Genomic DNA, 23,420 nt, shown 5'->3' on the forward strand with positions numbered 1-23,420 from the left:
ACTCTTGCTCCCTTTTGAGAGTAGTCTGTTACTCTTCTCTCAGTATCTGTACCGCAATGGGGCAATTCATACATCGCCCCTCCATGCAGTAGCTTTTGTAGAGTTGTATCAAGGCTTGGCTCTCTCCTGCATTGGAGATTGAAGCAAAGGTATTGGGGAATTCAAACAGGCGAACTATTCGATTGTTTTCGGGAGCTATCTGCTTATAGGTATCCAGCAATTCCTTTTTTCTTTCAGTTCGTTTTGCTTCATTCTGTATGGTGTCCGAATAGTAAGTCCAAAGCAGTGGGAGGAAAACATTGATGATAATGCTTTGTTTCGTTGCCGTGCCCAATCCATTGAGTTTTTTATCGGACGGTTTGCCGAAATGGTAGTGTCGGCAGAAGTAGGGACTCGGTTCTACATCCAAAATAGAGAGCAGCATAGCGTAGGAAGGATTATTAGAAAACAGTCGCTCTACTCTATGGTGATCTTGCAGAATTGCAGCCGATATAGCGAGCATGCGTGTCGGGAAAACCACGGGACGAAGTCGAAGAAAGCGGATGGAGCCTTTAGGCATGGGAGTTAATCCGAACTTTTGAGCATAAAACAGATACTCTTGTCCCAGAAAAGCATGATATTCATCTGAGTATGGCTCTGCAAGAAGCCCCGCTTGTCCCAATAGCATGGCTTCTATTGAGGTAATTCTGTTGGCGTGCTTACGAATAAAGGAGAGTGGAAGAGAGTTGGCTATCTGTTCAAACGCTCCATTGTTGTGTCCCATACCCATATAGCGCAGAAAGAGAACGTAAAGACGCTGAGACCAGTCCGCCCCTTCTCCCATTTCTCGTACCTTTTTACTTTTCTGCTCCAATCTCTCCACGAGCCAAAGATCTTGAAGGTATTTCCATCTCTTAGGCGGAAGAGTTGTAGCTTCTGGCAGGCAACGGAGATAGTTGTTTTTAATATTAAGATCCGTGAGTTTGCCCAGTACGGAAGAGTCTATTTGCATTACGGCAGTGGGAATATCATATCCGGAAACAGAGCGTGCCGGTGAATTGGAAGATAAGACAACATGCAAGATAACTCCGGAATAGGCAGGGTCGGTATCGTGCCCATGTTGTTTCCATTCGGAAGCATTGGTATGAATTTCAACAGCTCCTACCCATTCAACCTCTCCTATCCTGATCTTGGCTGAAAGAAAATCCGGCCCTGCCCCGTGGTTATGCTCTCCGGGATGAAGAACTTCCGGGACAATACCATCCACAGTAGTAAGAGAGCTGTAAAGGCGATGCTTCCAGATATAATGCAGGTAGGTTTCGGGACAAGATTTCATCTTTATTCGCGTAGAGAGAATAGCTATTGAGCTTAAGACTTATGAAGCTTTTCCTTTAAGAAATATCCTGTATATCCTTCTTTACATTGGGCTATCTCCTCCGGAGTACCGGTGGCTACGATATATCCTCCTTTATCTCCACCTTCAGGACCAAGGTCTATAATGTAGTCGGCACACTTGATGATTTCCATATTGTGTTCGACCACTATGATGGAGTGCTGCTGTGCAATAAGAGCATCAAAGGTCTTGATCAGCTTATATATATCGTGTACGTGCAAGCCGGTGGTAGGTTCGTCAAAAATGAAGAGGGTCTTTCCCGTATTGGTGTTGGATAGGTAGTATGCCAGCTTGACGCGTTGATTTTCTCCTCCGGAAAGTGTAGAAGAACTTTGTCCCAGCTTTATATATCCGAGACCCACGTCTTGCAGAGCCGTTAGCTTCTCTGCTATCTTTTTGCATTCGGGATGTTTTTTGCTGTGTTCCGAGAAAAACTCTATGGCTTGATTGACTGTCATTTCCAACAGATCTGCAATAGAGACATTTTCAAATCGAATCTCAAGAATATCATCTTGAAATCTTTTGCCATGACACTCCTCACAGATGAGAGAAATATCTGCCATGAACTGCATCTCTACCGTGATAGAGCCTTCTCCTTTGCAGGCTTCGCATCTTCCCCCTTCCTTATTGAACGAAAAGTGAGCCGGAGTATATCCCATTTGTTTGCTTGCCGGAAGGGAGGCATATAGCTTTCGGATATCATCATAAGCTCCTACATAGGTTACGGGATTCGAGCGTGAACTTTTCCCTATGGCATTTTGATCCACGTACTCTACTCTTTCGATGTATTCCAATGGAGCATCCACATTTTCACATAGAATGCCTTCCATTGATGCCTGTTCCAGCCTTCTCTTAACCCCTTCGTATAAAATCTCTCTGATGAGAGTACTTTTCCCGGAGCCGCTTACCCCTGTTATTACGGTAAGGATTTGTAGAGGGACATCCACATCTACATGCTTAAGGTTGTGCATGTGTGCTCCTTTTATGCCGATACTGTGCTGCCATATTCTTCTGGTTCCGGGTACAGAGAGTTGAGCTCTTCCGGAAAGATATTCTACTGTATGGCTTCTGCTGGTTTTCGGAAGGGTGTGAGGAGAACCTTGATAGACTACCTCTCCTCCATTTCTTCCCGCATCCGGGCCGATGTCTATAATTTCATCTGCGGATAAGATCACATCTTCGTCATGCTCTACTACCATCACCGTATTTCCTATATCTGTCAGCCTGCGGAGAACATCTATCAGAAGGTGAGTGTCTCTGGCATGAAGACCGATGCTCGGCTCATCCAATATGTATAGAGAGCCTATAAGACTGCTTCCAAGAGCGGTGGAAAGATGAATGCGTTGCGTCTCTCCTCCGGACAATGTATTGGATGTACGAGAACAGGTTAGATACCCAAGACCGATATCGACAAGGAACGAAACACGGTTGCGAAGCTCTGTTAAGATCCGTCCTGCAACCTTTTCGTCATGAGCGGAAAGCTTTAGCTGGTTCAGGAACTCTTTCAATTCCCAGATAGACATATCTACCAGTTCGGCGATATTCTTTCCTCCCACTTGGACATATAGAGCTTCTTTCTTAAGCCTCTTGCCTTTGCAGGTCGGACAGGTCGTTTTACCCTTATATCGTGCCGAAAGAATGCGGTAGTGCATCTTGGTCGGGTGATCTTCCAAATACTTGAAGAAGTCGTATATACCCCAAATCTCTCCATCTCCATTCCAGAGTAGATCCTGCTGCTTTGGGGATAGATCTTTATATGCTTTATGGATTGGGAAGTCGTATTTCTCTACTGCTTTCTGTATAAATTCCCTTTGCATCTCCGACATCTTCTCACCTCTCCAACACGCTACGCAGTTATCATAAACGGAGCGATTCTTATCGGGAATGACAAGTTCCGGATCTATGCCTATTATTTTGCTGAAACCTTCGCAGGTCGGACACGCTCCCACCGGAGAGTTGAAGCTGAACATATTATCCGATGGCTCCTCAAACTCTATTCCGTCTGCTTCAAACCTGTCGCTGAACAGAGTCTCTTGCCAAGCCTTGTCGGGGCTCTCCTGATGGAATATCATACAGCTTCCTCTTCCTTCAAAGAAGCAGGTCTCTATGGCATCGGTGATACGAGAGAGTGTGCTATCGTCATATTCCGATATGGCAGAGAGTCTGTCCACTACGATGAATAGCCGGGATGCGTTGTTTATTCTGTTTGAAAGGGAATGGTCTTTGGTATCTTGAATATCCGAGATGCGCACAACCTCTCCATCAAATAAAATCCTGCTGTATCCAATACCCGAAAGAATACCCAAATGAGCCTCCACGGTTCTGCCCTCAGGTATTTTGATCGGAGCCGTGATCATATATCTTGCTCCTTCAGAAAGAGAGTGTTGTATGAACAATAACACATCGGCGGTGCTGTGGCGCTGAACCTCCTTTCCGCTTATCGGGCTGATGGTCTTTCCCACACGAGCATAAAGCATACGCATATAGTCGTATATCTCGGTGGATGTTCCTACCGTCGATCTTGGATTACGGGATGTAACTCTCTGTTCTATCGCTATTGCCGGAGGAATCCCTTTGATGTAATCGCACTCCGGTTTGGACATTTTGCCCACAAACTGTCGGGCATAAGCCGAAAGACTCTCCACATATCTCCTCTTACCTTCTGCATACAGAGTATCGAAAGCAAGGGAACTTTTTCCGGATCCGGAGAGTCCGCTTACGACAATGAAGCGATTTCTTGGTATTCTTAAGGAGATGTTCTTGAGGTTATTAACTCTTGCTCCCGCTATTTCTATGTAGTTGTCATTCATGGAAGGAGTGTTCTATCCATTCGTCTATAACTTTTGGAAAGTGTGCTTGTTCCAAAAGCGATATTTTGTGTGCGACATCATCGGGAGTGTCTGTCGGACTAAGTTCGACCTCTGCTTGAAACAGAATCTTTCCCTTGTCGTACTCTTCGTCTATGATATGTATGGTTATTCCCGACTTGCTCTCTTTGGCGGCAACCACTGACTCATGTACATGAGGTCCGTACATGCCTTTGCCGCCATACGCAGGAAGTAGAGCCGGGTGTATATTCACGATCTTCCCGGGGAATGCAGCCAATAACCATTCGGGGATAAGCAGGAGGTAGCCTGCCAGTATGATGTGTGTTGCTCTCAGAGATTGTAGGAGCATCATCAGATTTTCCGGATTTTGGGTAAGATCTGCTCTGCTAAGCGTATAAGATGGTACGGCAAGACTCTCTGCGCGTCTATGGACATACGCATCTTTGTTATTGGACACAACTGCTACAATTTCGGTCTTACTTTTCTTTTTAGAGGATCGAAAATAACGAATAATATTTTCTGCATTGGAACCACTACCTGAAGCAAAAATGACAAGCCTACTAAGCATATTGATGTTAATTTGAGTTATTTTTGCGCCTTAAGAGTTAAATATAGCACATTTATGCGGTTGATGAGCATAAATATTGCGCTACTAAAACTTTTTTCTCTACTTTTGCAAACAAAGATAGACAGAAAAAAGTATTTATATAAACCTATAATTAAAAGAATTATGGACAGAACAGAATTGGAAAAGAAAGTAGTGGACATTATCGTAGATAAGCTAAACGTTCAAGCATCTGAAGTAACAGCAACTGCAAGCTTCACTAATGATCTTGGTGCTGACTCTTTGGATACAGTAGAACTTATCATGGACTTTGAAAAGACTTTCGGTATCAGCATCGACGATACAGAAGCTCAAAACATCAAGACTGTGGGTGATGCTATGGATCACATCGCAGCTAAGCTTCAAGCGTAAGCACTACGATCTGATCGGAACCTCTTCTTACTTTATTTCCATATAGGCAGAGGTTTGTTTTCTTAATAAAAGGAGAATACTGCATGAACCCACTCCCTCATAATGTCAGGGTATTATAGTGGTGTTTCTGCAGTATTTTCTTTTTAGTAACTTTGATGAGGAAAAGACAACACATTATATTATATACTTAAACAAGAACCTATTAAAATGCAACTAAAAAGAGTCGTAGTTACAGGCCTCGGAGCCATAACACCTTTAGGACATAATGTTCCGGAGACATGGGCTGCTGTGCTCAATGGAGAATCTGGGGCAGCACCCATCACGCTGTTCGATGCAAGCGAGTTTAAGACAAAGTTTGCCTGCGAGGTTAAAGGCTTTGATCCTATGAGCTATTTCGACAGAAAAGAAGTGCGTAAGTATGATAGATATGCACAGTTTGCCCTTGTTGCTGCGGATGAAGCTGTCAAGGATACCGGAATAGATATAGAGAAAGAAGATTTGGATAAGATTGGAGTCATTTTCGCTGCCGGTATTGGTGGTCTTCGTACATTTGAAGAAGAGATCATGCAATACGAGCCCGGAAAAGCTCCTCGCTTCAGTCCTTTCTTCATCCCAAAGATGATAGCGGATATTGCGGCAGGTCATATCTCCATGAAGTATGGTTTCCGCGGTCCCAACTTTGCTACGGTAAGTGCTTGTGCATCCTCTACCAATGCCATCTCCGATGCCTTCAACTATATCCGTTTGGGTAAGGCAAACATGATTGTGGCAGGCGGATCGGAAGCCACTATCTGTGTATCCGGCGTTGGAGGTTTCAATGCACTTCAAGCCCTTTCTACCCGCAATGATGATCCTAAGGGTGCATCTCGTCCGTTCAGTAAGTCTCGTGACGGATTTGTCATGGGCGAAGGAGGTGCAGTGCTTATCCTTGAAGAGTTGGAGCATGCCTTGGCAAGAGGAGCGAAGATCTACGCTGAGGTTGCCGGAACAGGGCTTTCTGCAGATGCTCATCACCTTACTGCTTCTCACCCGGAAGGCTTGGGAGCAAAGTTGGTAATGAGGAACGCTTTGGAAGATGCAGAGCTTAAGCCGGAAGACATAGACTATATAAACGTTCACGGAACAAGTACTCCGGTCGGAGACGTTTCGGAAGTAAAGGCTATACAGGCTGTGTTCGGTGACCATGCTTATAAGCTCAACATCAGCTCCACAAAGTCTATGACAGGACACTTGTTAGGGGCAGCAGGAGCGATCGAATCTCTTATCACCGTTCTTTCCGTAAAGAATGATGTTGTACCTCCTACCATAAATCACGAAGCGGGAGACGAAGACGAAGAGATAGATTATAAGCTCAACTTCACCTTCAACACCAAGCAAGAACGCCCTGTTCGCTGTGCTCTTTCAAACACCTTTGGCTTTGGAGGACACAACGCCAGCGTGATATTCAAGAAGTATAACTCTTGACAAAAAGATACAGAAGCTCATGATTTGTAGTTTCTTAAAACGTAAGATAAGGCTTCTCAACCGTTCGGCAGGGAAGCCTTACTTACGTTTAGAACAGCTTATCGGGTATAAACCTCGAAATATCAAACTCTATACCACGGCATTTACGCACAGATCTGCTTCAAGGGGCAAAAGGCGTGAGAGTAATGAGAGATTGGAGTATCTGGGAGACTCCGTCATATCTCTTGTTGTCGGGCATGCGCTGTTTGACCTCTATCCGGAGGAGTCCGAAGGGCAGCTTACCTCGTTGCGTTCTATCCTGGTCAATAGGAACAATCTCAATCATGTGGCTCAAAAGCTGGGGCTGGAGCATTATCTCCACTCCTCCAAGGGGTTGGACAAGCAAGGCAGTGCCGCTCTCGGAAACTGTCTTGAGGCTTTGGTCGGAGCCATCTATCTGGATAAAGGGTACGATGCCGCCCGTAAGTTTGTCCTCAAACACGTTGTCATAGATGTCAAGAACATAGAGAAGACCTCTGTGAAGGAAGAGAACTTCAAGACGGAGTTCATCATCTTCATGCAGCGAAACAAGATAGACTATGAGTATCGCGATTTGGACTCGTTCGTCGATCCCAATCTCGGACTGATGCACCGCTGTGCCATCTTCACCGATGGACGACAAAAGCCTTTGGCAATAGGGGTGGGACACAACAAAAAGATAGCTCACCAGAATGCTTCAAAGGATGCTATAAAGCTGATCAAGAAGTATCAGGAAGATCTCTCTCTCTTGCAGGATCATCAGCCGCAAGCTTCTATCCACTAACTCCGTGCGAACGGTGTTACCGCTCGTCGGGTTAAAGTCTCTGCTCGGAGGGAACAGAGCTTTTGTATAGAGCGTTTATGAAGATGATCTGAACCTGTTCACAAGTTTACTTGAACCTATTCGATACTCCCGATAAAGCTTATCGGAAAACAGCATCAAGTTTTGGTTGGTACAAATCAAGCCTTGAATGGTGGAAATCAAACTTCGATTTTTAGAAATCAAAGTTTGATTTTTCTTTTTTACCCTATATAGAAATTGTTTTGAACCTGTTTGGGAGATCTTTTTATAGGCTTCAATGCCATTTTATATGTTTGCATTCCGTGATCCGAAAGAGATCTTAGCGGAAGCCGACCTTAAACATGATGCCGAGGTAGGAGAGAGAGGTGGGAAACATAACCGGAGAGATGAGAGGTGTGGTAAGGTCTCGGTCATAAAAGAGCCTTACCGAGAAGTCGCTTCCCAAAGCGTACTCCACAGCTGTTTTCAGGCTATGCGTCCGCAGTCCTTGCGTTGCTTCCGGGCTCGAAAAGAGCATGTCGGAAGTGTTGTTCTGGCGAAGATAGGTCCAAGAGAGTTTTTCGGAGCGGCGGTAAGAGAGATGGAAAGATAGCTCTTGCTTTTGCGGCTTCAGAGACGGAAGAAGTCTGAAAGAGACTTTGTTCAGTCCGGATACTCTGTAATCGAGAGAAAGATGCAGTTCGTTCTGTGTACTTTCTATTACTCGTCCCGATGAACCCAAATAGAGAAACCCTTTTCCGGTGCTGTATTGGAAGATGCAGGTGAATGCCTTGAAGAGAGAAGCATCCAATCCGATAAGGGGGAAGAAATCCGCTTTCACTTCGTACCTCTCCGGAGCAAGGGCAGGAGCTTTTATTGTCGTAGGATATGCCCGGATGTCCGCATCTGCTCTGGTGGATAGACCTCTGTAGCTGTGCCGTAAAGAGAGCCGTTGAAGCCATCGGGAGGAGCTGTTGAGAGGGAGTTGCCACCTTATCTCCCAAGAGGGCAGAAGGGGTATGGAGGACACGGTGGTGAGTTCTTCCGGAATTTGATGAGACTTCAAAAAGAGAATCGAGGAGCTTTGTGTAGAAGTGTGTCGGCGAAGAGCCGGACTACTGCCCTGTGTGTAGAGATCCTGTTTGGTATCGAAAGCGGAATGCAGAAGAAGATCTATGGATAGTCCGTTCCACGGGGAGAGCTGTGCCGTAAGCGTCTGTTCCTCTCTGTAATAGAGTGTGGCGGGTGAGCTGTGCGTGGCTCCTTGCAGGAGATTTCCGCCATGCAGAAGTGCGTCTCTGAATTTGGAGCTGTGTTCTACCCCCAACAGATAGGAGAATATGGGAGTACGGCTTCCGGTGTCGTCCCGGAGCTGCTCTCCGAAGAGTCCGCTCACTTTGGGTTTCAGGTGCGGATAGTGAGAGGAGCTTTGCCACTGTTTGTGGAGGATGAACCTGCGAATGGTATAAGGGAGACTGCGCCAAAAGGATTTGCCGGAGCTGTTGCCCCTGCTCCACGAACTCTCATCTTGAGGAAAGATGGCTCTGTAAAGTACTTCGGCAGACAGTGTTGCCGAAAACTCCGTTCGAGCATTGCCGGAGAGCTGATGCCCGGAAAAGAGCTTTTCCGATCGGTTGCCCCTCTGCCATGAAGCGGAACTGATGTGGCGCAGAGAGCCGTGAACCGATCGTTTGAGCCACTTGATCTCTTGGAGAGGCAGTGTGTACGCCATCTCGGTAGCCGTAGTGTGCATATAAGGATCGCCCCACTGTTTGATCTCATGCAGTACAGAGTCTCTCCACACATCATAGTCCGCTTTTGCAAAGTGGCGATTCACTCTCAGATATGGTTCCCGTATGAGTGCCCGATGACCGCTTTCCCACTTCCAGAAGAGCCTGGGCGAGAGTTGCCACTCCAGCTTAAAGTCCTGCATCCAATCCCATTTATGGTGTAGACGGATGGGGGGTAGAAGCTGTGTTCTTGCACGCTCCTGCTGTTCGCCGTACAGCCTTTCCATGCTGTTTTTATAGAACAGACGAGTAGGCCATACTTGCAGAGCCAAGGGGGTAAATGTTTTGCGTGGGGCGATATAGTCGTACTCCAAGGAGAGCTTGGCGTGCTCTCTGTTGTCGAAAAGAGAGAGCGCGTTTTCCGCCGTGTGCCTTTGAAGAAAAAAGGAGAAGCGAATGTTGGACGGGTCGTAAGGCATGGGACTTTTGCTTCTCAGCTTCCAGCCTATATCGGGAGCAGAGATTGTCGTGAGCAACACTCGCTCCGATGAAATCTTTTCAGATGATTCGTTGGTGCGTATGTCCCCCTGTACCGGATCATATTCGGGTGTCGAGTGTACCCTGCTTTGGCGTATAAAGAGAGGAATGGAGAGCTTCCAAGAGGCAGGAAACAGCTCTCCTGCTTGCAGGTTGGCACTCCACTCTTTTTCTCTTTTATGGCTTCGGTCTCTACGGCTGTACATTTCATTGATAGAGCCGAAGCCGGGTGTCCGCTCTCTTGCACGGAAAGAGACGTTGCCTATATTACCGAGAGAAAGAGAGCTATCCAGCTCCATACTGCTTCCGGAAGATAGAGAAGAGCCTTTCAGACTCCAATGGTTGCACCACAACTCTATATCTTTTGGGGTGGCAGAGGCGTTTATAAGACCGATAAAGACGGTACGGATGTTTGCGAGGTTCGGATTTCCCTTTACCCTGTAAACGGCTTCTCCTTTCTGTTTGGCATAGGGAGTGTTGATGGAGATTCCGTTTGAAACCAGTGCGGTATTGCGTTCGGCTTTGAGCTGTGTCCACTCTTCGAGTAGAATATCCACATAATTGGCTTGCGGCCAGACGGCTTCTCTGTCGGATGCGGAGTTGTTATTGTACTTTCCGGGAGAGGTTATCGAAAGGGGACTTTCGTATTCGTAATAGTTCTCGGAGTGGTCGTCCCCTATTCTGAACGATAAACGTATATCTCCGGTTCCTGCCTGCTCTATTGCCTCTTTGAGATTTTCTGCGTGGGTGAAGAGGGTGAGCCTTTCGTAATCTCTCAAATCTGTGGAGAGCGTTCTGTAAATACCGGAAATGGCACCCGGTTCGAGATTTTTTATTTGCAGGGCAAGCGCTTTCTCATCAGGCACATAGGTGGTGTGCACACCCTCTTCGCGCTCTCTCCAAATGCCGGGCGGAGAAATGTAATTAACAGGTAGGCGACCGGAGTCTTCCTCTATGCTTACACTGCTGACAGCCGAAACGGCGGACGAGGATTGTATGCCCGACTCGGAGAGAACAGAGGCAGCCCTCCATTCGGATTGGGAGAGCTTCCATCCCGTAAACCTCAGGTGGATCTCCTCTTCAAATCCGGTGATGGAGAGACGAACGAACGGAATGTGGCGGAAGTCGGAAATATTGCCGACCAACTCGCCATAGGACTTGAGAGGAATTTTGATTTTGTACCAGCGAATATTTTCTTGGCTTCCGTCAGGCAGTTTCACGGGTGTCTCCACAAAGCTCTCCACATAAGCTTCTCCCGAAGAGAGTGCCTGACGAGAAAGAGGAATGGTGTAGCGGAAAAAGCTCTCTTTATCGAGCAGAGAGTGATTCCCGTCCAGATCTTTGCTGTCGGGATTGAGAGTTGCAGCCAATGCCCTGCCGGACGGATCGTAACCGGGAAGGGAGTTTCCTTCTGTTCCGTTGATGTACTTATGCCGAAACAGAAGAGACGTTTGAGGCAGTGAAAGCCAGAAAGGATCAAGTGGAGAAAGGTATCTGTCCCCTGATGGGGAGTGGAGCCGAGAGAATGGGTAGAGTGTCTCTTCTTGAAGAGCCTGTTGGGAGAGGCTGTTTTTCCATGCCTGCAAAAAAGAGGCATACAGCGGATGACTCTGCTCTTCCTGTGAGCTGATCCCATTCAAGCCGACATCCTGAGCCTTGACCTCATCAAGGTTTTCAAAGTTGAATGCTTTGGTCTGAATACGTCCCGTTCCGGCTTTTCCCCATACGGTGAAGATAAAAGGTTTATTGGGGTTTTCAGGCGTGGGGAGTAGATTTTCTGCTCCGATAGTACCATCTTTGAGAATATCTTCCGAAATCTGTCCGAGGTCTATGACCAACCGTCCGGAGCCATACTCTTTGTCCGGCTTTCCGACATAAGGATCCATCATCCAAAACTCCATGTACTCGATATTTTCTTCTTCAAAATCGGAGAAAAGAAGACGTTGAATGATACTTGCCCACTGCTCTTTGGGAGAAAATGAGTCCGGATTGAGATTGTAACTGCCTCGCTCCATCGGATAGAAAGAGAGGTTCAGAACAGGCAGATAAGAGGTAAGAGTTTCGGTATGACGAGATGGAAAGAGTTCGCTGACATTTACTTCTCTTTGAAGATGAAAGATGCCGGGATGAGCTCCTTGGGGTAAAGGGTAGCCCGCTTCTCTCCATTCGTACTGCAACATGGGGTCTATTCTATACCATGAAAGGTGAGATCTGGTATAGTTTTGCTTAACGGGATCCAAAAATTGCTGCTGTAAAAAGGGAGCCGAACCCAGATGCCATGCTTCGGGATAGGTGAGATCTACGTAGGGAGTAGGGGTATCAAAGTCGTCTATGATGATCTCTCCGCTTCTTCCTTTCAGTCTGCTCCACAGTTTGGCATAAGAACCTTTTACGGAGAATCGGGACGGAGCATCGTGTGTCTTGCCACTGATGCGCTCTATCCAGGCATGAACTTTCGGGAGATCCGTATCGTAGCGAAGAGAGAAGCCGAGCATGCGATTTTCCACCTCTTCCTGTCCCAAATATGTTCGGGATAGTGCGCTCTCTTCATCGTAGTGGAGCAGTGAAGAGGTCAAGGAGAGACCTTTGACGGGAGCCCATCGGGCTTCCAATCCGATGAGGTCTTTCTTCTTCTTGAACCGCTGTGCCGGATCGTCTATATTGACCTCTACCGGAAGTTCTGCTTTGAGAATGAGCGGATTTGTAATATGTACCACTCCGGAGAGATAGTCTACAGTGTAGTCTTTATGCTCTGTCAGAGGTCTTCCTCCTGCTGTTACCCTTACGCTTCCTTGAGGGATATTGGTGGCTCCCAACAATATTTCTCCCGTGCCTCCACTTCGTTCATAATATCCTCGGAGAAAGAACCGGTCTTTCTCTTTTTGCTGCTTTGCCACGGTAAGAGTGCTGTCGTAGAGTGCATGATAGGCATAGGGGGAGGAGCCTCCCAGCAGTTGCTCCAAATCTTTACCGAAAGGCTCCAAGAGGGGAAACAAAAGAGAGCCTGTCTCTTTTATGTAGGATATATCCGTGAGCAGGTCGGGTATGCCGTCTGTCCCTTGTGTGCCGTCCGGTTTGGCAAAGTCCAGCTTGAGAAGAGTAGCCAAGGAGAGTTGGTTGATAAAGCGACTCTCCACACTTTCTCCATGTGGCATTACGAGAAGATCCACTTTTACCTTATCCGGTTCTACTCCTCCTCCCGGTGTGAGAGTGTATATATTCTTTAGCATCAGAGGATAAGTGGGATGGTTGGGAGACTTATCCCATGCCGATAGAAGCTGTCCCACTATGACGGAAGATTTATTGGCAGATGAGATAGACCTCTGTCCCACCTCTTCGCCTCCGTTTTGATGGCGATACCGAAAAGATACAGCGAGCAGTTCGTCCGGAGCAAGAGGTCTTTTTAGAGAGAGTATGCCGAGTAAGGGATGGAGGCTATACTCCGAAGACATCATTCTTCGAGCATTTCTAATCACGGAAAAGCTCTGTGGATCTTCAGATGAGAGGATGGCTTCTGCCTCTTCCACCTGTTTGTCTTGCAGTGTCTCTTGGTACTTTTTTATCAAGGAAGCACTCATCTCTCCGGGTTTGGGGGTGAAAGCGACAATATCTCTTACATCCTCCATGACAGTATAGCGATTGGTGATCCATACTTCTACCTCCTCCACCGTATAGGGAGAGGAGAGTATCGGAATAGAATGCATCGCTTTGGGAAACGCATCTCTGAAAGCAGGAGAGAGAAAGAAGTGCTTTCGAAAATCGTAGTCGGAAGCTCTTAAAGAGAAAGAGTGTCGCTCTTGAGAGGCGTTCTCCCTGTGGATTGTTCGGCTCTCTCCTTCCTGTCTGGAGGCAAAAGCCTCTACTTCCAAGTGTCCTATATTCCAAATAGAACGCAATCCCATGAGGTTTCCCATGGGAAGGATCAGGGAGTTTTCGCTTCGAAAGTCAAAATATCCTGCATCAAGACTCCTCAAGGGATCGTTTTCAAGTCCCATATACTGCAACTTGAGTAAACGTTGCTTGCGAGCAAAAGGGGAGCTGTTATTGAATCCGACTTGCAGTTTTACCCTGTCTTTAATACCTGCTTCAAGTATAAGGTCAAGGTTGTTTTCAAAATTAAAGACCCTCCTCTTGCGTAAATGCATGGGGAGGGTCGGATTGAGATTTTCTATTGTTTTTATTCCTGTCGCTACTCCCGCATTTCCAAGTGGTCGGATATAAAACTTGGATTTGGAAGCAGATACAACAAGAGTATCGGTCTGAGCAGTAAGCGGCAATGAGATACAGAACAAAGCTCCCAAAGCCAAGAGTGTGCGTCTTAAAAAGCGCAATGGATATTTATCTCTCTTACTGCCCCACACTTGATTTTGTTTTTAGAGCATCGTGAGCCCTTTCTTTATTTTTTCATTCAGAGAAAGCTCCGGATATTTCTTGAAAAGCGTATCTACCACTTTCTTGGCAGCGGCACGAGGGTAGCCGAGAACGACAAAAGCACTTACCGCTTCCTCTTTTTCTGCTTGTGTTTCTGCTGTATCTACATCTTCTATCACTTCTGCCGTTCCAATAAACTGTTCTGCCGGGATGATTCCGGCGATCTTATCTTTCAGGTCAAGAATGATTCTTTGGGACGTTTTAGCTCCTATACCTTTCACTCCTTTCAAGGCTGCATCGTTGCCTAAGGAAATGTGTCGGGAAAGTTCTCCCGGAGAATAGGAGGATAGTATCAGCCTTGCTGTGTTTGCTCCAACTCCATTTACCGTGATAAGCAGGCGGAAAAGCGCTCGCTCTTCGGGCTGAACAAATCCGAAAAGATCGTGTGCATCTTCTCGAATGATCTCATGGATGTAGATTTTACTCTCTTGAACTTTCTGGAGAAGATTGTAGGAAAAGAGCGAAATATGTACTTCATATCCTATGTCGGAGACTTCAACCACCGCAGTAGTCGGATGTAGGGATGTTATGGAACCTTTGATGTATTCGATCATATAGATGAGATAGCTTAGAGATTACAGGATATAGCTCACTTCTTTGAATGCAAACTTACGTCTGACATCGGTGGCAGGATCATACAGACGCAACATACCATCGACATCTACACCTTCCACGAGCAGGTTAAGAGTCCCTTCGGCTGTTTCAAACTCATGCAGACGTCCATCTTTTCGATAGAGAAGATTGTTGTATTCGTCCCTCGGAGAAACAAAATCTACCTTCATCTGTCGCCATATCTTGATGATCTCTTCCGTGCATCGTATCATAAAAGAGTAGATATCCACCTCTTTTCCATCTTCTCTTTCTATCAGAATAGAAGTGGCATTGGGTGCATCTTTGGGGTCGAACAGGAGCTGGTTGATGTTGATACCGATACCTACTATTGCTTGTTTGAATTCAGAACCTTCCCATTCGTTTTCAATGAGTACTCCGGCTATTTTTCTATCCTCTACAAATATATCATTGGGCCACTTGATAGATACTTTCTTCCCTCTTGGAATATACTCTTTTATAACTGTTCGTATAGCTAAAGAGGTAAATACTGAAATATCAAAAGGGTGAAACTCTTCTCGTCGCTTGCTGCTGCGGAAGAATAAACTCATTGTGAGATTCTTTCCCGGTTCCGATACCCATATATTCCCTCGCTGACCTCTTCCCTCTGTTTGGTTGTCCGTGTAGACTACCTGCCAACATTCTGTATCCGGATGCTCTTCCAAATAAGCACGCAGATAGTTGTTGGTAGAGGTGGTAGTCTTAAGATAAATAGGGGTTGGCATTGTCTCTTTCATAGTCGCTTTCTTTATTCTGATTTTCTTCTTCTTATGTATTTGCTTCCTGCAAAACCGATGGTTGCCACCATGAGTAGCAGGATAATCCAGCCGGCAACGGATGCTATCCGCTCTGTTGTGTGAACAGAAGCAGGATCGAACCACATCTCAATGGTATGCTCCCCTGCCGGTATGGGTAATGCTCTCAAAATATAGTTGGTTCGTAACAGCTTCGCAGTCTCTCCGTCTATGGTAACATTCCAGCCATCTTTATAAAATATTTCGGAAAAAACAGCTAAGCCATCTGCTTTGTTGCTAGTACGATACACCTTTCTGTTCGGGAGCTTGCTTACTAAAGATATGGTGGCCGTGCTATCTGTCTCAAAGCTCTTCTTCCCTTTTAAGTCTTGCAGGTAAGTCTGCTCTATGACGGCAACCTCTCTCAGATTATTTTCTCCGATAGCCTTAAACTCTTCATCGGCTCCTTTTACCTCTTTTATAGAGGAAATAAACCAGCCATTACCATAAGCAAGAGAATCTTCTACCACGCTTAGTCCTCGAAGAGAATCGGGTAGAATGTAGTATTTGGTATTGAGAGCTCGCAGAATATTTCTATCCATCTTGGAGAGATAACCCTCTATAAGGTCTTGATATCGCTGTAACTTCGCTGCATGATAGCCTCCGACAGAGTTGTGATGGTAGCTTGTCGTGGCATCGTTAAAGGTGTTTACAGCCAAGTTCATCACCCTATAATCCGTCGTGTCTTGCAGGATATACTTGTCTGCTTCGGTTTTAGCATAGGTTTGCTCCATTAGTCTGTTGGCATCATGATACTTCTCGTCGTTCAGGTAACGTTTATCCACGCTCCAAAGATCGACAATCGCCAATATGGTAACGGCAGCAACGGTCAGTGTTTTATTCAGCTTGCCGTAGGCTGACCCTGCCAAAACAGCCATGCCTAAAAGGGAGAATATCACCGCTCTCCAAGCATCTGCGGTGAACAGAGCTTCTCGGATATTTCTTAGCTCCCCGACCGCTATCTGAAATTCTTGGTTTTGTGCTATATAGGGGGCTAATATTCTTTGCTCTTCATCGCTTAAAAATCCGCCATATAGTCCGGGAAAGAGAGCAAAGATAAGAGCTACTCCGCCTGTCAATGCCGCTGCGATAATATACTCGTTCTTGTATGTCTTGAGTGCTTTAGGGGTCTGTATCCATTTCGTAAGTCCTAAAATGGCAAGGAATGGTATGGTAAACTCGGCCACAACGAGTATAGATGATGGTGTCCGGAACTTGTTATACATCGGGAAATAGTCGATGAAAATATCTGTCAGCCACATCATATTATGTCCCCAAGAGAGCATCACGGTGAGAAGAGTTGCTCCTGCCACAGCCCATTTGACAGGTCCTTTGACAATCAAAAGCCCAAGAAAGAAAAGAAAGAGTACGACAGCGCCGACATATACAGGGCCTGCCGTGAAGGGTTGATCGCCCCAATATCTGTTTTGTTGAGCAACAAAAGGTCTGTATGGCTCTTGTACCTCCGATAGCATATCCCTGTTCGATGTTCCGATCTGAGTAGAATAGCCTCCTTTGGCATCCGGTATGAGGAAAGTAAGCATCTCATCTATACCATAGCTCCACTGCGTGATATAAGCTTTGTCAAGACCTCCGGCTGTAGTCGTGTGCTCTTGTCCATCATCTGCTTTAGGTGTTAGTTCGCTACCACCTCGCATAGTCTCCTTGCTGTATTTATAGGTATGGTAAAGATTGGTTGCATTTGTCGCCACTCCTATAAGTCCTCCAACAAAAGCAAGCAGAGTAGCCAAGAGAAAAGGTTTCCACGCTTTAGACCTATAAGCTTCTACCGCCCATCCTATCACCAGAGCCAGCATTAGAAAACCAAAGTAATAGCTCATCTGTATGTGATTGGAGTAGATCTGTAAGGCGGAGAAGAGGGCTATTACGAATGTTCCAAGCAGCCATTTCTTACGTTTATAGAGTAGCACCAAGCCGGCTATAGTGGGTGGAATATACATGAGAGCAAGTAGCTTCCATATATGCCCGGCATCTATAAGGATGATAAAGTAGGATGAGAATGTCCACATTACTGCTCCTGCAAAAGAGGAAAGCCTTTTCACTCCCCATGCACTCATGAAGATGTAAAACCCAAGAAGCATAGCAAAGAGCAGATAACTATCTCCCGGCATCAGATCAAAAGGCTTCTTCAGCTTGTAGAGATCACCTATCGTCTTCAGGTTTGATGCGGATGGATATGTCGGAGATATCTGATACATAGGCATGCCTCCGAATGCGCTCTCTGTCCAGAGAGAGTTCTCTCCTGTCTCTTGTCGGTATTCTCTTACATCTTGAGCCATACCGGAAGCTCCCAATCCATCCATTTGGAAAAGTATTCTTCCCTCTACATTGGCAGGGAAAAAGTATAGGAACGCTATACCGGCCATGAGAAGAATAAGTGCTGCCGATATTAGCCAGGGACGTTTGAGGAACTCTTTTATATTCATATTGATATTGTCTGTTTTGAGTCTGAAGTGAAAGGGGAAGTTATAAATTTTATTCGTAAAAATTCTTTTCGTACCTCGTGAAATTTTCTTTTCTCTTTATCATTCGTTGCCAAAGTGCATGGAGAAAACCTATACCATATCCGTAAAGCTGAATATAGCTGGTAAATATCGCTTTAAGTCCGATACTTAGAGAGCCTGTTCTGTACCATGCGGCGATCATTAAGGCTGCCATGTAAGCAAAGATTGGAAGCAACCACCAAGACGATATGGTTACAGCCAAAAGAAGTAACGCCAAATGTCCTAATACAAATAGGGTCGGAAACAGGTGTACTGCTTTCAGTGTGCCGGGATGAAGCATGGAGAGATTGATGCGTGCGATACCGCTGTTGTAAACTTGCTTGTAGAACTGTCGGTATGTGCTTCTGCGTTTATGATAAAGCCATATTGAAGGATAAAAAGCAGAATGATAGCCTGCACGAAGGACTCGTATGCTGAAGTCTATATCTTCCCCAAAACGCAAATTTCCAAAGCCGTTTACTTTTTCAAATGCTTCTCGTGAGACTCCCATGTTGAAGGTACGAGGATAAAACTTATCCAGCTTTACACTCTTGCTGCCACGTATTCCTCCTGTTGTGAGAAAAGATGTCATGCTGAAGTCTATTGCTTTCTGCAGAGGTGTAAACTCCTTCATGGCTCTATCCTGTCCGCCAAAAAGATCGGCGCTTTCTTGCTTTATCTCTTTCAGTAGATTTTCTACATATTTTGGAGGAAGTATTGTGTCTGAATCCAAGAATACAAATATCTCTCCTTTTGCAACCGATGCACCATGATTTCTGGCTCCTGCCGGCCCTGTATTCTTCTGTACAAGATAGGTGATATCTAAACTTTTCTGCCAGCGTTCTATTATATCTTTTGCCGGAGATGATGAGCCATCTTCCACAACCACAACCTCCCAAATGTTTTGATGGGGTATGGACTGCCGGGAGAGAGAAGCAAGTAGTTCTTCTATCTCATCCGGTCTGTTGTAGAGGGGAATTATAAAACTTATCATCCGGTTTGCTGTTTGAAAAGACCTCTGTTACTTATCTAAAGGGACTATACTTTCTTCTACGGGAGTAAGCAGCTCTACTCCATCATCGGTGATAAGGTAGGTGTTTTCCATACCTACCGGTCCAATGCCGGGGAGGACAAACTTTGGCTCTACCGCTATGGTCATTCCACTTTGGAAGGTATCCTTGCTTTTACCGGTGAGTACAGGCTGTTCGTTAATCTGAATACCCATGCCATGTCCTACGAATTTCGCTTGAAACTCCGTACCCATGAATACCGACTCAAACTGCTCCTCCGCTACTTTTTCTTGTGCATGCAGATAAATGTCAGCCACTGAAGAGCCGTGCTTTGCATGATGTTCAAAAAAACGACATATACTACGAGCTACTTCATGAGCATGGTAAGCTCTATCGGGAAGTGTCCCAACGGAGTAACTTCTTGTGATGTCTGTATTATAAACAGAATAGTTCCCTGCAAGATCCACCATTACGGAGCTATTCGGTCGTATTATTCTATTCGTTGCTCCCATTGGCATAGCAGGTGTTCCCACTCCTCCCATTGCAAAATCGTATGGAGCCGGAGACTGAGCATTGTCTCCACTAATAATGTTTCCCATGAAGATTTCCATTCTTGGACCATAGCAACGGAACGTTCCGATACTTCCACGGAGTCGCATTGCTCTCTCTAACTCTATCTGTAGCTCCAACTCCGTCATCCCTTCCCGATACAGGCGAGGAACATCTTCGTATATCTTACAATGCACAAGAGCACTTTCTCTCATGACTTCTATCTCAAATGGAGTCTTGACCATTCTTGCACGGAGCATGATTCCGTTTGCACTTATAGGAGAAACCTTACCGGTTACAGAGAGCTTGGAGAGTCTGCAATACTCGGAAAAGGATAACTCCTCCTGCTCCAAAGCTGTCCGTTCAGTGATAGCAAAGCCTTTTTCTTTCAGGATGTCGGGAATCAGTTCCGGCTTTCTGACGCTGTATCTGCAATTTTCCGGTAGTTCATCGATGGCTTGAGATGGACGCTCTATGAAGAAGACAGGCAGTTCCAACTCTTTATGCAGATAAGCATAGCCCGATACCACTGTTCCTGTGAGATAGATCATGTTGGCATTTGCCCGGATAAGTATAGAGTCTATCCCATTGTTCGTTAGCTCCTGAGAAGCTGTAAATATTTTGTTTAGTCTTAGCTTGAGTTCCGCTAAAGAGATATACATACAGAGTTTTCTTATTTATGTTCGTTGTAAAACACGAAGTTAGTAATATAAACTCAGATATAAGTTGTCTCTTTTGCTTATATTTGCCCTATAAGGAAGCTATTAAAAATCTTACTAAAACGGAGAGAAGAGATGGGCATAGAACAAATACAACAATACATCTTCCCGGTTCTGCTACCGGTTTTGTATTTTGGTTTCTTTCTTTTTGACAAGAATAGCAGGAGGTATCTGTGGGGAATATTCTCTTATGCGGTGCTTGTTGCCTTGCTTATAGTATTACCTTATTACAGCTCTTTGTGGGTAACATCTGCTATTTTCTGTGTCGTTGGTTTGGGGTTGATGCTTCTTTCTCTTTTTGTTTTTGGCATAGATAAGGAGAGGTATGTGCGTATCATGGGCAAGAAGGTATCGGTCATGAACTTTTTTGCTCTCTTCCTGGTTATCACAATAGTCTTAGCCTCACGTTCCAACGTGCCATCCTATATTTCTGGCTATGTCCTTCCCATTCTTTTTATCTCAATGGAGAGGACGCTTTGTGTCTTTCATCGAAGGGAGAAAAGAAGAAAAAAGAGTTCCAAAACGAAATAAAAAAGCAAGCCCACTGTTTCTGCTGATACAGTGGGCTTGCTTTTTTGATATTACAAGATTTACGATAGCTCTATCTTCCGAACTCGTCTCTCATGTCTTCCGCCTTCAAAGGGAGTTTTAAGGAAGATGTCCAAGATCTCTTTCGCCTCTTCTGTCGTAATGAACCGGGCAGGTAGAGAGAGGATATTGGCATCATTGTGCTCTCTTGCCAAGCGAGCGATTTCAGGTATCCAGCAAAGAGCGGCGCGCACATTCGAGTGCTTGTTGGCTGTCATGGAGATACCATTGCCCGAACCGCAGATGGCAATGCCTCTGCTCAGATTTCCCTGCTCTATCTCCTTTGCAAGAGAGTGAGCAAAGTCGGGATAATCGACACTCTCATCACTATAAGCACCAAAATCTTTAACTGTGTATCCCATAGTTTCGAGTATCTTCTTCAACTCTTCTTTCAAAGTATATCCGGCATGATCACAAGCCATGCCTATCATTGAAGTAGCCATGCGATCTCTTTATTTACCAAGCAGGTTCTTTACTTGTGTATAAACGTTTTGCGCTGTAAAGCCAAGCTTTTCGTCCAACACCTTATATGGCGCGGAGAAACCGAAAGAGTTCAGTCCCCATACCGTTCCGTGGGCTCCGACCAGACCCTCCAATGTAACGGGCAGACCTGCGGTAAGACCGAAGCGAGGTACATTCGGAGGAAGAACTTCCTGTCTGTAAGAGTCGCTCTGATTCATGAACACCCCTTCCGATGGAACGGATACCACATTGGCATGTATCCCTTCTGCTTCAAGAAGCTCTGCTCCTTCCACAAGAGTAGATACTTCCGAGCCGGAAGCAAGCAGGATGATGTCCGGACTTTGATGCCCTATAAGCGTATAAGCTCCCAATGCTGTTCTACGGGCTTTAGCGTAGTCGCTATCAGGCAGATTCTTTATATTTTGACGGGAAAGGATTAAAGCCGTCGGTGTTTTGGTGTTGTTCATTGCCAGCTCCCATGCCACCGTTGTCTCGTGTACATCTGCAGGACGAAGAGCAAGCAGGGCATTCTGACCCGAATGATTCTTCAACTTTTCCAACAAACGTATCTGAGCTTCTTGCTCTACCGGTTCGTGAGTCGGTCCATCTTCTCCCACACGGAACGCATCGTGTGTCCATACGTACTTGACAGGAAGCTCCATCAGAGCAGCCAGGCGTACGGCAGGTTTCATATAGTCCGAGAAGACAAAGAATGTACCGCATGCGGCAATAAGACCTCCGTGCAGTGCAATACCGTTACAGATACACGCCATGGTGAGTTCTGCCACACCACTTTGGATGAACGCTCCTTTATAATTGTCACGAGAGAAAGTCGTGCTCTTTTTTAAGAATCCGTCTGTCTTGTCAGAGTTGGAAAGGTCTGCACTTGTTACCATCATGTTTTCCACATGCTGAGCAAGATAGCTCAATACGGTAGCAGATGCAGTTCTTGTAGCCTGATCCGGTTTTTGTTCTATCTCTTCCCAGTTCACTTCGGGAGCCTTGCCGGAACACCATTGAGACAGCTTCTTTGCAAGCTCCGGTTCTGCTTGTTCCCATATTGCAAAAGATTTTTTCCAATCTTCGGAGAGAGCGATGAGCTCCTCTTTGCGCTTAGCATAGAGAGCTTCCACTTCGGGGAATATTCTGAACGGATTTTCCGAATCTCCGCCTAAGCCTGTGATTGTTGCCGGAACATCCGCACCTGCCGCACTTAGAGGCTGTCCGTGAGTAGATACCTTGTTTTCAAAAGAGACTCCTTCGGGTCCCACTGCTCCTTTGCCCATGATGGTACGACCGATGATAAGCGTTGGCTTTCCTGTTGTCGCATTAGCTTCACGAAGAGCGGCACGGATCTGGTCATGATCATTGCCGTTAATGTCTATCACGTGCCATCCCCACGCTTTGTATTTGGCGGCGACATCTTCCGATGTAACCTCCTCTACCGTTGTGGAGAGCTGTACATTGTTTGCATCGTAAAACATGATGAGGTTATCCAAACCGAAGTGTCCTGCCATGCGACCGGCACCTTGAGAGATCTCCTCTTGCACGCCTCCATCAGAGATGAAAGCATAGATCTTCTGACGCATCACCTCTCCGAAATGAGCCTTCATATATTTGGCTGCAATGGCTGCCCCTACTGCATAAGCATGACCCTGACCAAGAGGACCGGAAGTATTCTCTACTCCGCGAGCCACATCAAGCTCCGGGTGTCCGGGAGTAACACTTCCCCATTGGCGAAACTCTTGTAGCTCTTCCATGCTATACTTTCCGGTAAGGGCAAGAGTGGCATAGAGCATAGGAGACATGTGTCCCGGATCGAGGAAGAAGCGGTCACGAGCGATCCATTGAGGCTCATTAGGGTTATAAACCATAAACTCAGAGAAGAGAATATGAGCAAAGTCTGCTCCGCCCATAGCCCCACCGGGGTGTCCCGATTTGGCTTTCTCCACCATGGAAAGAGCTAAGACACGAATGTTATCTGCTGCCATTGCAGATGAGGTTTTCATTTCCATAAGCAATATAAGGTATGCGTGTTATATTTTAAT

The 23,420-nt window shown here is 45.9% G+C and carries 15 protein-coding genes; 4 read left to right on the forward strand and 11 right to left on the reverse strand.

From position 1 onward, the window contains the following. Positions 1–28: 28 nt before the first annotated feature. Genes HQ43_RS05450 through purN form a run of 3 tightly spaced genes read right to left on the reverse strand, consistent with a single transcriptional unit; the run spans position 29 to position 4,768 of the window. Complete coding sequence (locus HQ43_RS05450) at positions 29–1,315, reverse strand: DUF2851 family protein (RefSeq protein WP_036790851.1); 1,287 nt, start codon at positions 1,313–1,315, stop codon at positions 29–31. Positions 1,316–1,347: 32 nt separating this feature from the next. Beyond that, complete coding sequence (gene uvrA / locus HQ43_RS05455; protein ID WP_036790854.1) at positions 1,348–4,182, reverse strand: excinuclease ABC subunit UvrA; 2,835 nt, start codon at positions 4,180–4,182, stop codon at positions 1,348–1,350. Then, positions 4,175–4,768, reverse strand: coding sequence for a phosphoribosylglycinamide formyltransferase (gene purN, locus HQ43_RS05460; protein ID WP_036790857.1), 594 nt, complete (start codon positions 4,766–4,768; stop codon positions 4,175–4,177). Before purN ends, uvrA begins: the two co-directional genes overlap by 8 nt. A gap of 162 nt (positions 4,769–4,930) precedes the next feature. Here purN and HQ43_RS05465 point away from each other — a divergent pair, with 162 nt between their 5' ends. From HQ43_RS05465 to rnc, 3 genes are all read left to right on the forward strand, one after another. After that, positions 4,931–5,176 carry an acyl carrier protein gene (locus HQ43_RS05465; protein ID WP_036792572.1) on the forward strand — a complete coding sequence of 82 codons (246 nt, stop codon included), beginning with the start codon at positions 4,931–4,933 and terminating at the stop codon, positions 5,174–5,176. A gap of 207 nt (positions 5,177–5,383) precedes the next feature. Next, positions 5,384–6,640 carry a beta-ketoacyl-ACP synthase II gene (gene fabF, locus HQ43_RS05470; RefSeq protein ID WP_036790860.1) on the forward strand — a complete coding sequence of 419 codons (1,257 nt, stop codon included), beginning with the start codon at positions 5,384–5,386 and terminating at the stop codon, positions 6,638–6,640. Positions 6,641–6,659: 19 nt separating this feature from the next. After that, a complete protein-coding gene (rnc, locus tag HQ43_RS05475; RefSeq protein ID WP_052079481.1) occupies positions 6,660–7,442 on the forward strand; it encodes a ribonuclease III in 783 nt (260 codons plus the stop codon). 337 nt (positions 7,443–7,779) lie between these two features. Here rnc and sov read toward each other — a convergent pair whose 3' ends face one another. Genes sov through HQ43_RS09810 form a run of 6 tightly spaced genes read right to left on the reverse strand, consistent with a single transcriptional unit; the run spans position 7,780 to position 20,265 of the window. After that, entirely contained in the window at positions 7,780–14,037 is a 6,258-nt protein-coding gene (gene sov, locus HQ43_RS05480; RefSeq protein WP_161785888.1) for a T9SS outer membrane translocon Sov/SprA, read from the reverse strand. A 42-nt stretch (positions 14,038–14,079) separates the two neighbouring features. Further along, entirely contained in the window at positions 14,080–14,691 is a 612-nt protein-coding gene (gene ruvA / locus HQ43_RS05485; protein WP_036790866.1) for a Holliday junction branch migration protein RuvA, read from the reverse strand. A 21-nt stretch (positions 14,692–14,712) separates the two neighbouring features. Beyond that, positions 14,713–15,483 carry a biotin--[acetyl-CoA-carboxylase] ligase gene (locus HQ43_RS05490; RefSeq protein WP_036790868.1) on the reverse strand — a complete coding sequence of 257 codons (771 nt, stop codon included), beginning with the start codon at positions 15,481–15,483 and terminating at the stop codon, positions 14,713–14,715. An 11-nt stretch (positions 15,484–15,494) separates the two neighbouring features. After that, positions 15,495–17,987 (reverse strand): glycosyltransferase family protein, encoded by a 2,493-nt coding sequence (locus HQ43_RS05495; RefSeq protein WP_052103099.1) that lies wholly within the window; start codon positions 17,985–17,987, stop codon positions 15,495–15,497. 49 nt (positions 17,988–18,036) lie between these two features. Continuing rightward, positions 18,037–19,038, reverse strand: coding sequence for a glycosyltransferase (locus HQ43_RS09805; protein WP_036790871.1), 1,002 nt, complete (start codon positions 19,036–19,038; stop codon positions 18,037–18,039). A gap of 27 nt (positions 19,039–19,065) precedes the next feature. Beyond that, the gene (locus HQ43_RS09810; protein WP_036790874.1) at positions 19,066–20,265 is read right to left on the reverse strand and encodes a M24 family metallopeptidase; all 1,200 of its coding nucleotides are present in this window, start codon (positions 20,263–20,265) and stop codon (positions 19,066–19,068) included. Between the two features lie 132 nt (positions 20,266–20,397). Between HQ43_RS09810 and HQ43_RS05510 the strand changes: the two genes are divergently transcribed. After that, complete coding sequence (locus HQ43_RS05510; protein WP_036790877.1) at positions 20,398–20,853, forward strand: hypothetical protein; 456 nt, start codon at positions 20,398–20,400, stop codon at positions 20,851–20,853. A gap of 59 nt (positions 20,854–20,912) precedes the next feature. Here the strand turns inward: HQ43_RS05510 and rpiB are convergent, their stop codons facing one another. Together rpiB and HQ43_RS05520 are read right to left on the reverse strand one after the other, a co-directional pair. Beyond that, positions 20,913–21,353, reverse strand: a complete 441-nt coding sequence (gene rpiB / locus HQ43_RS05515) for a ribose 5-phosphate isomerase B (protein WP_036790880.1) — start codon at positions 21,351–21,353, stop codon at positions 20,913–20,915. Between the two features lie 9 nt (positions 21,354–21,362). Beyond that, positions 21,363–23,387, reverse strand: coding sequence for a transketolase family protein (locus HQ43_RS05520; protein ID WP_036790884.1), 2,025 nt, complete (start codon positions 23,385–23,387; stop codon positions 21,363–21,365). Positions 23,388–23,420 lie beyond the last annotated feature (33 nt).

The organism is Porphyromonas canoris (assembly GCF_000769115.1).
GTDB lineage: Bacteria > Bacteroidota > Bacteroidia > Bacteroidales > Porphyromonadaceae > Porphyromonas_A > Porphyromonas_A canoris.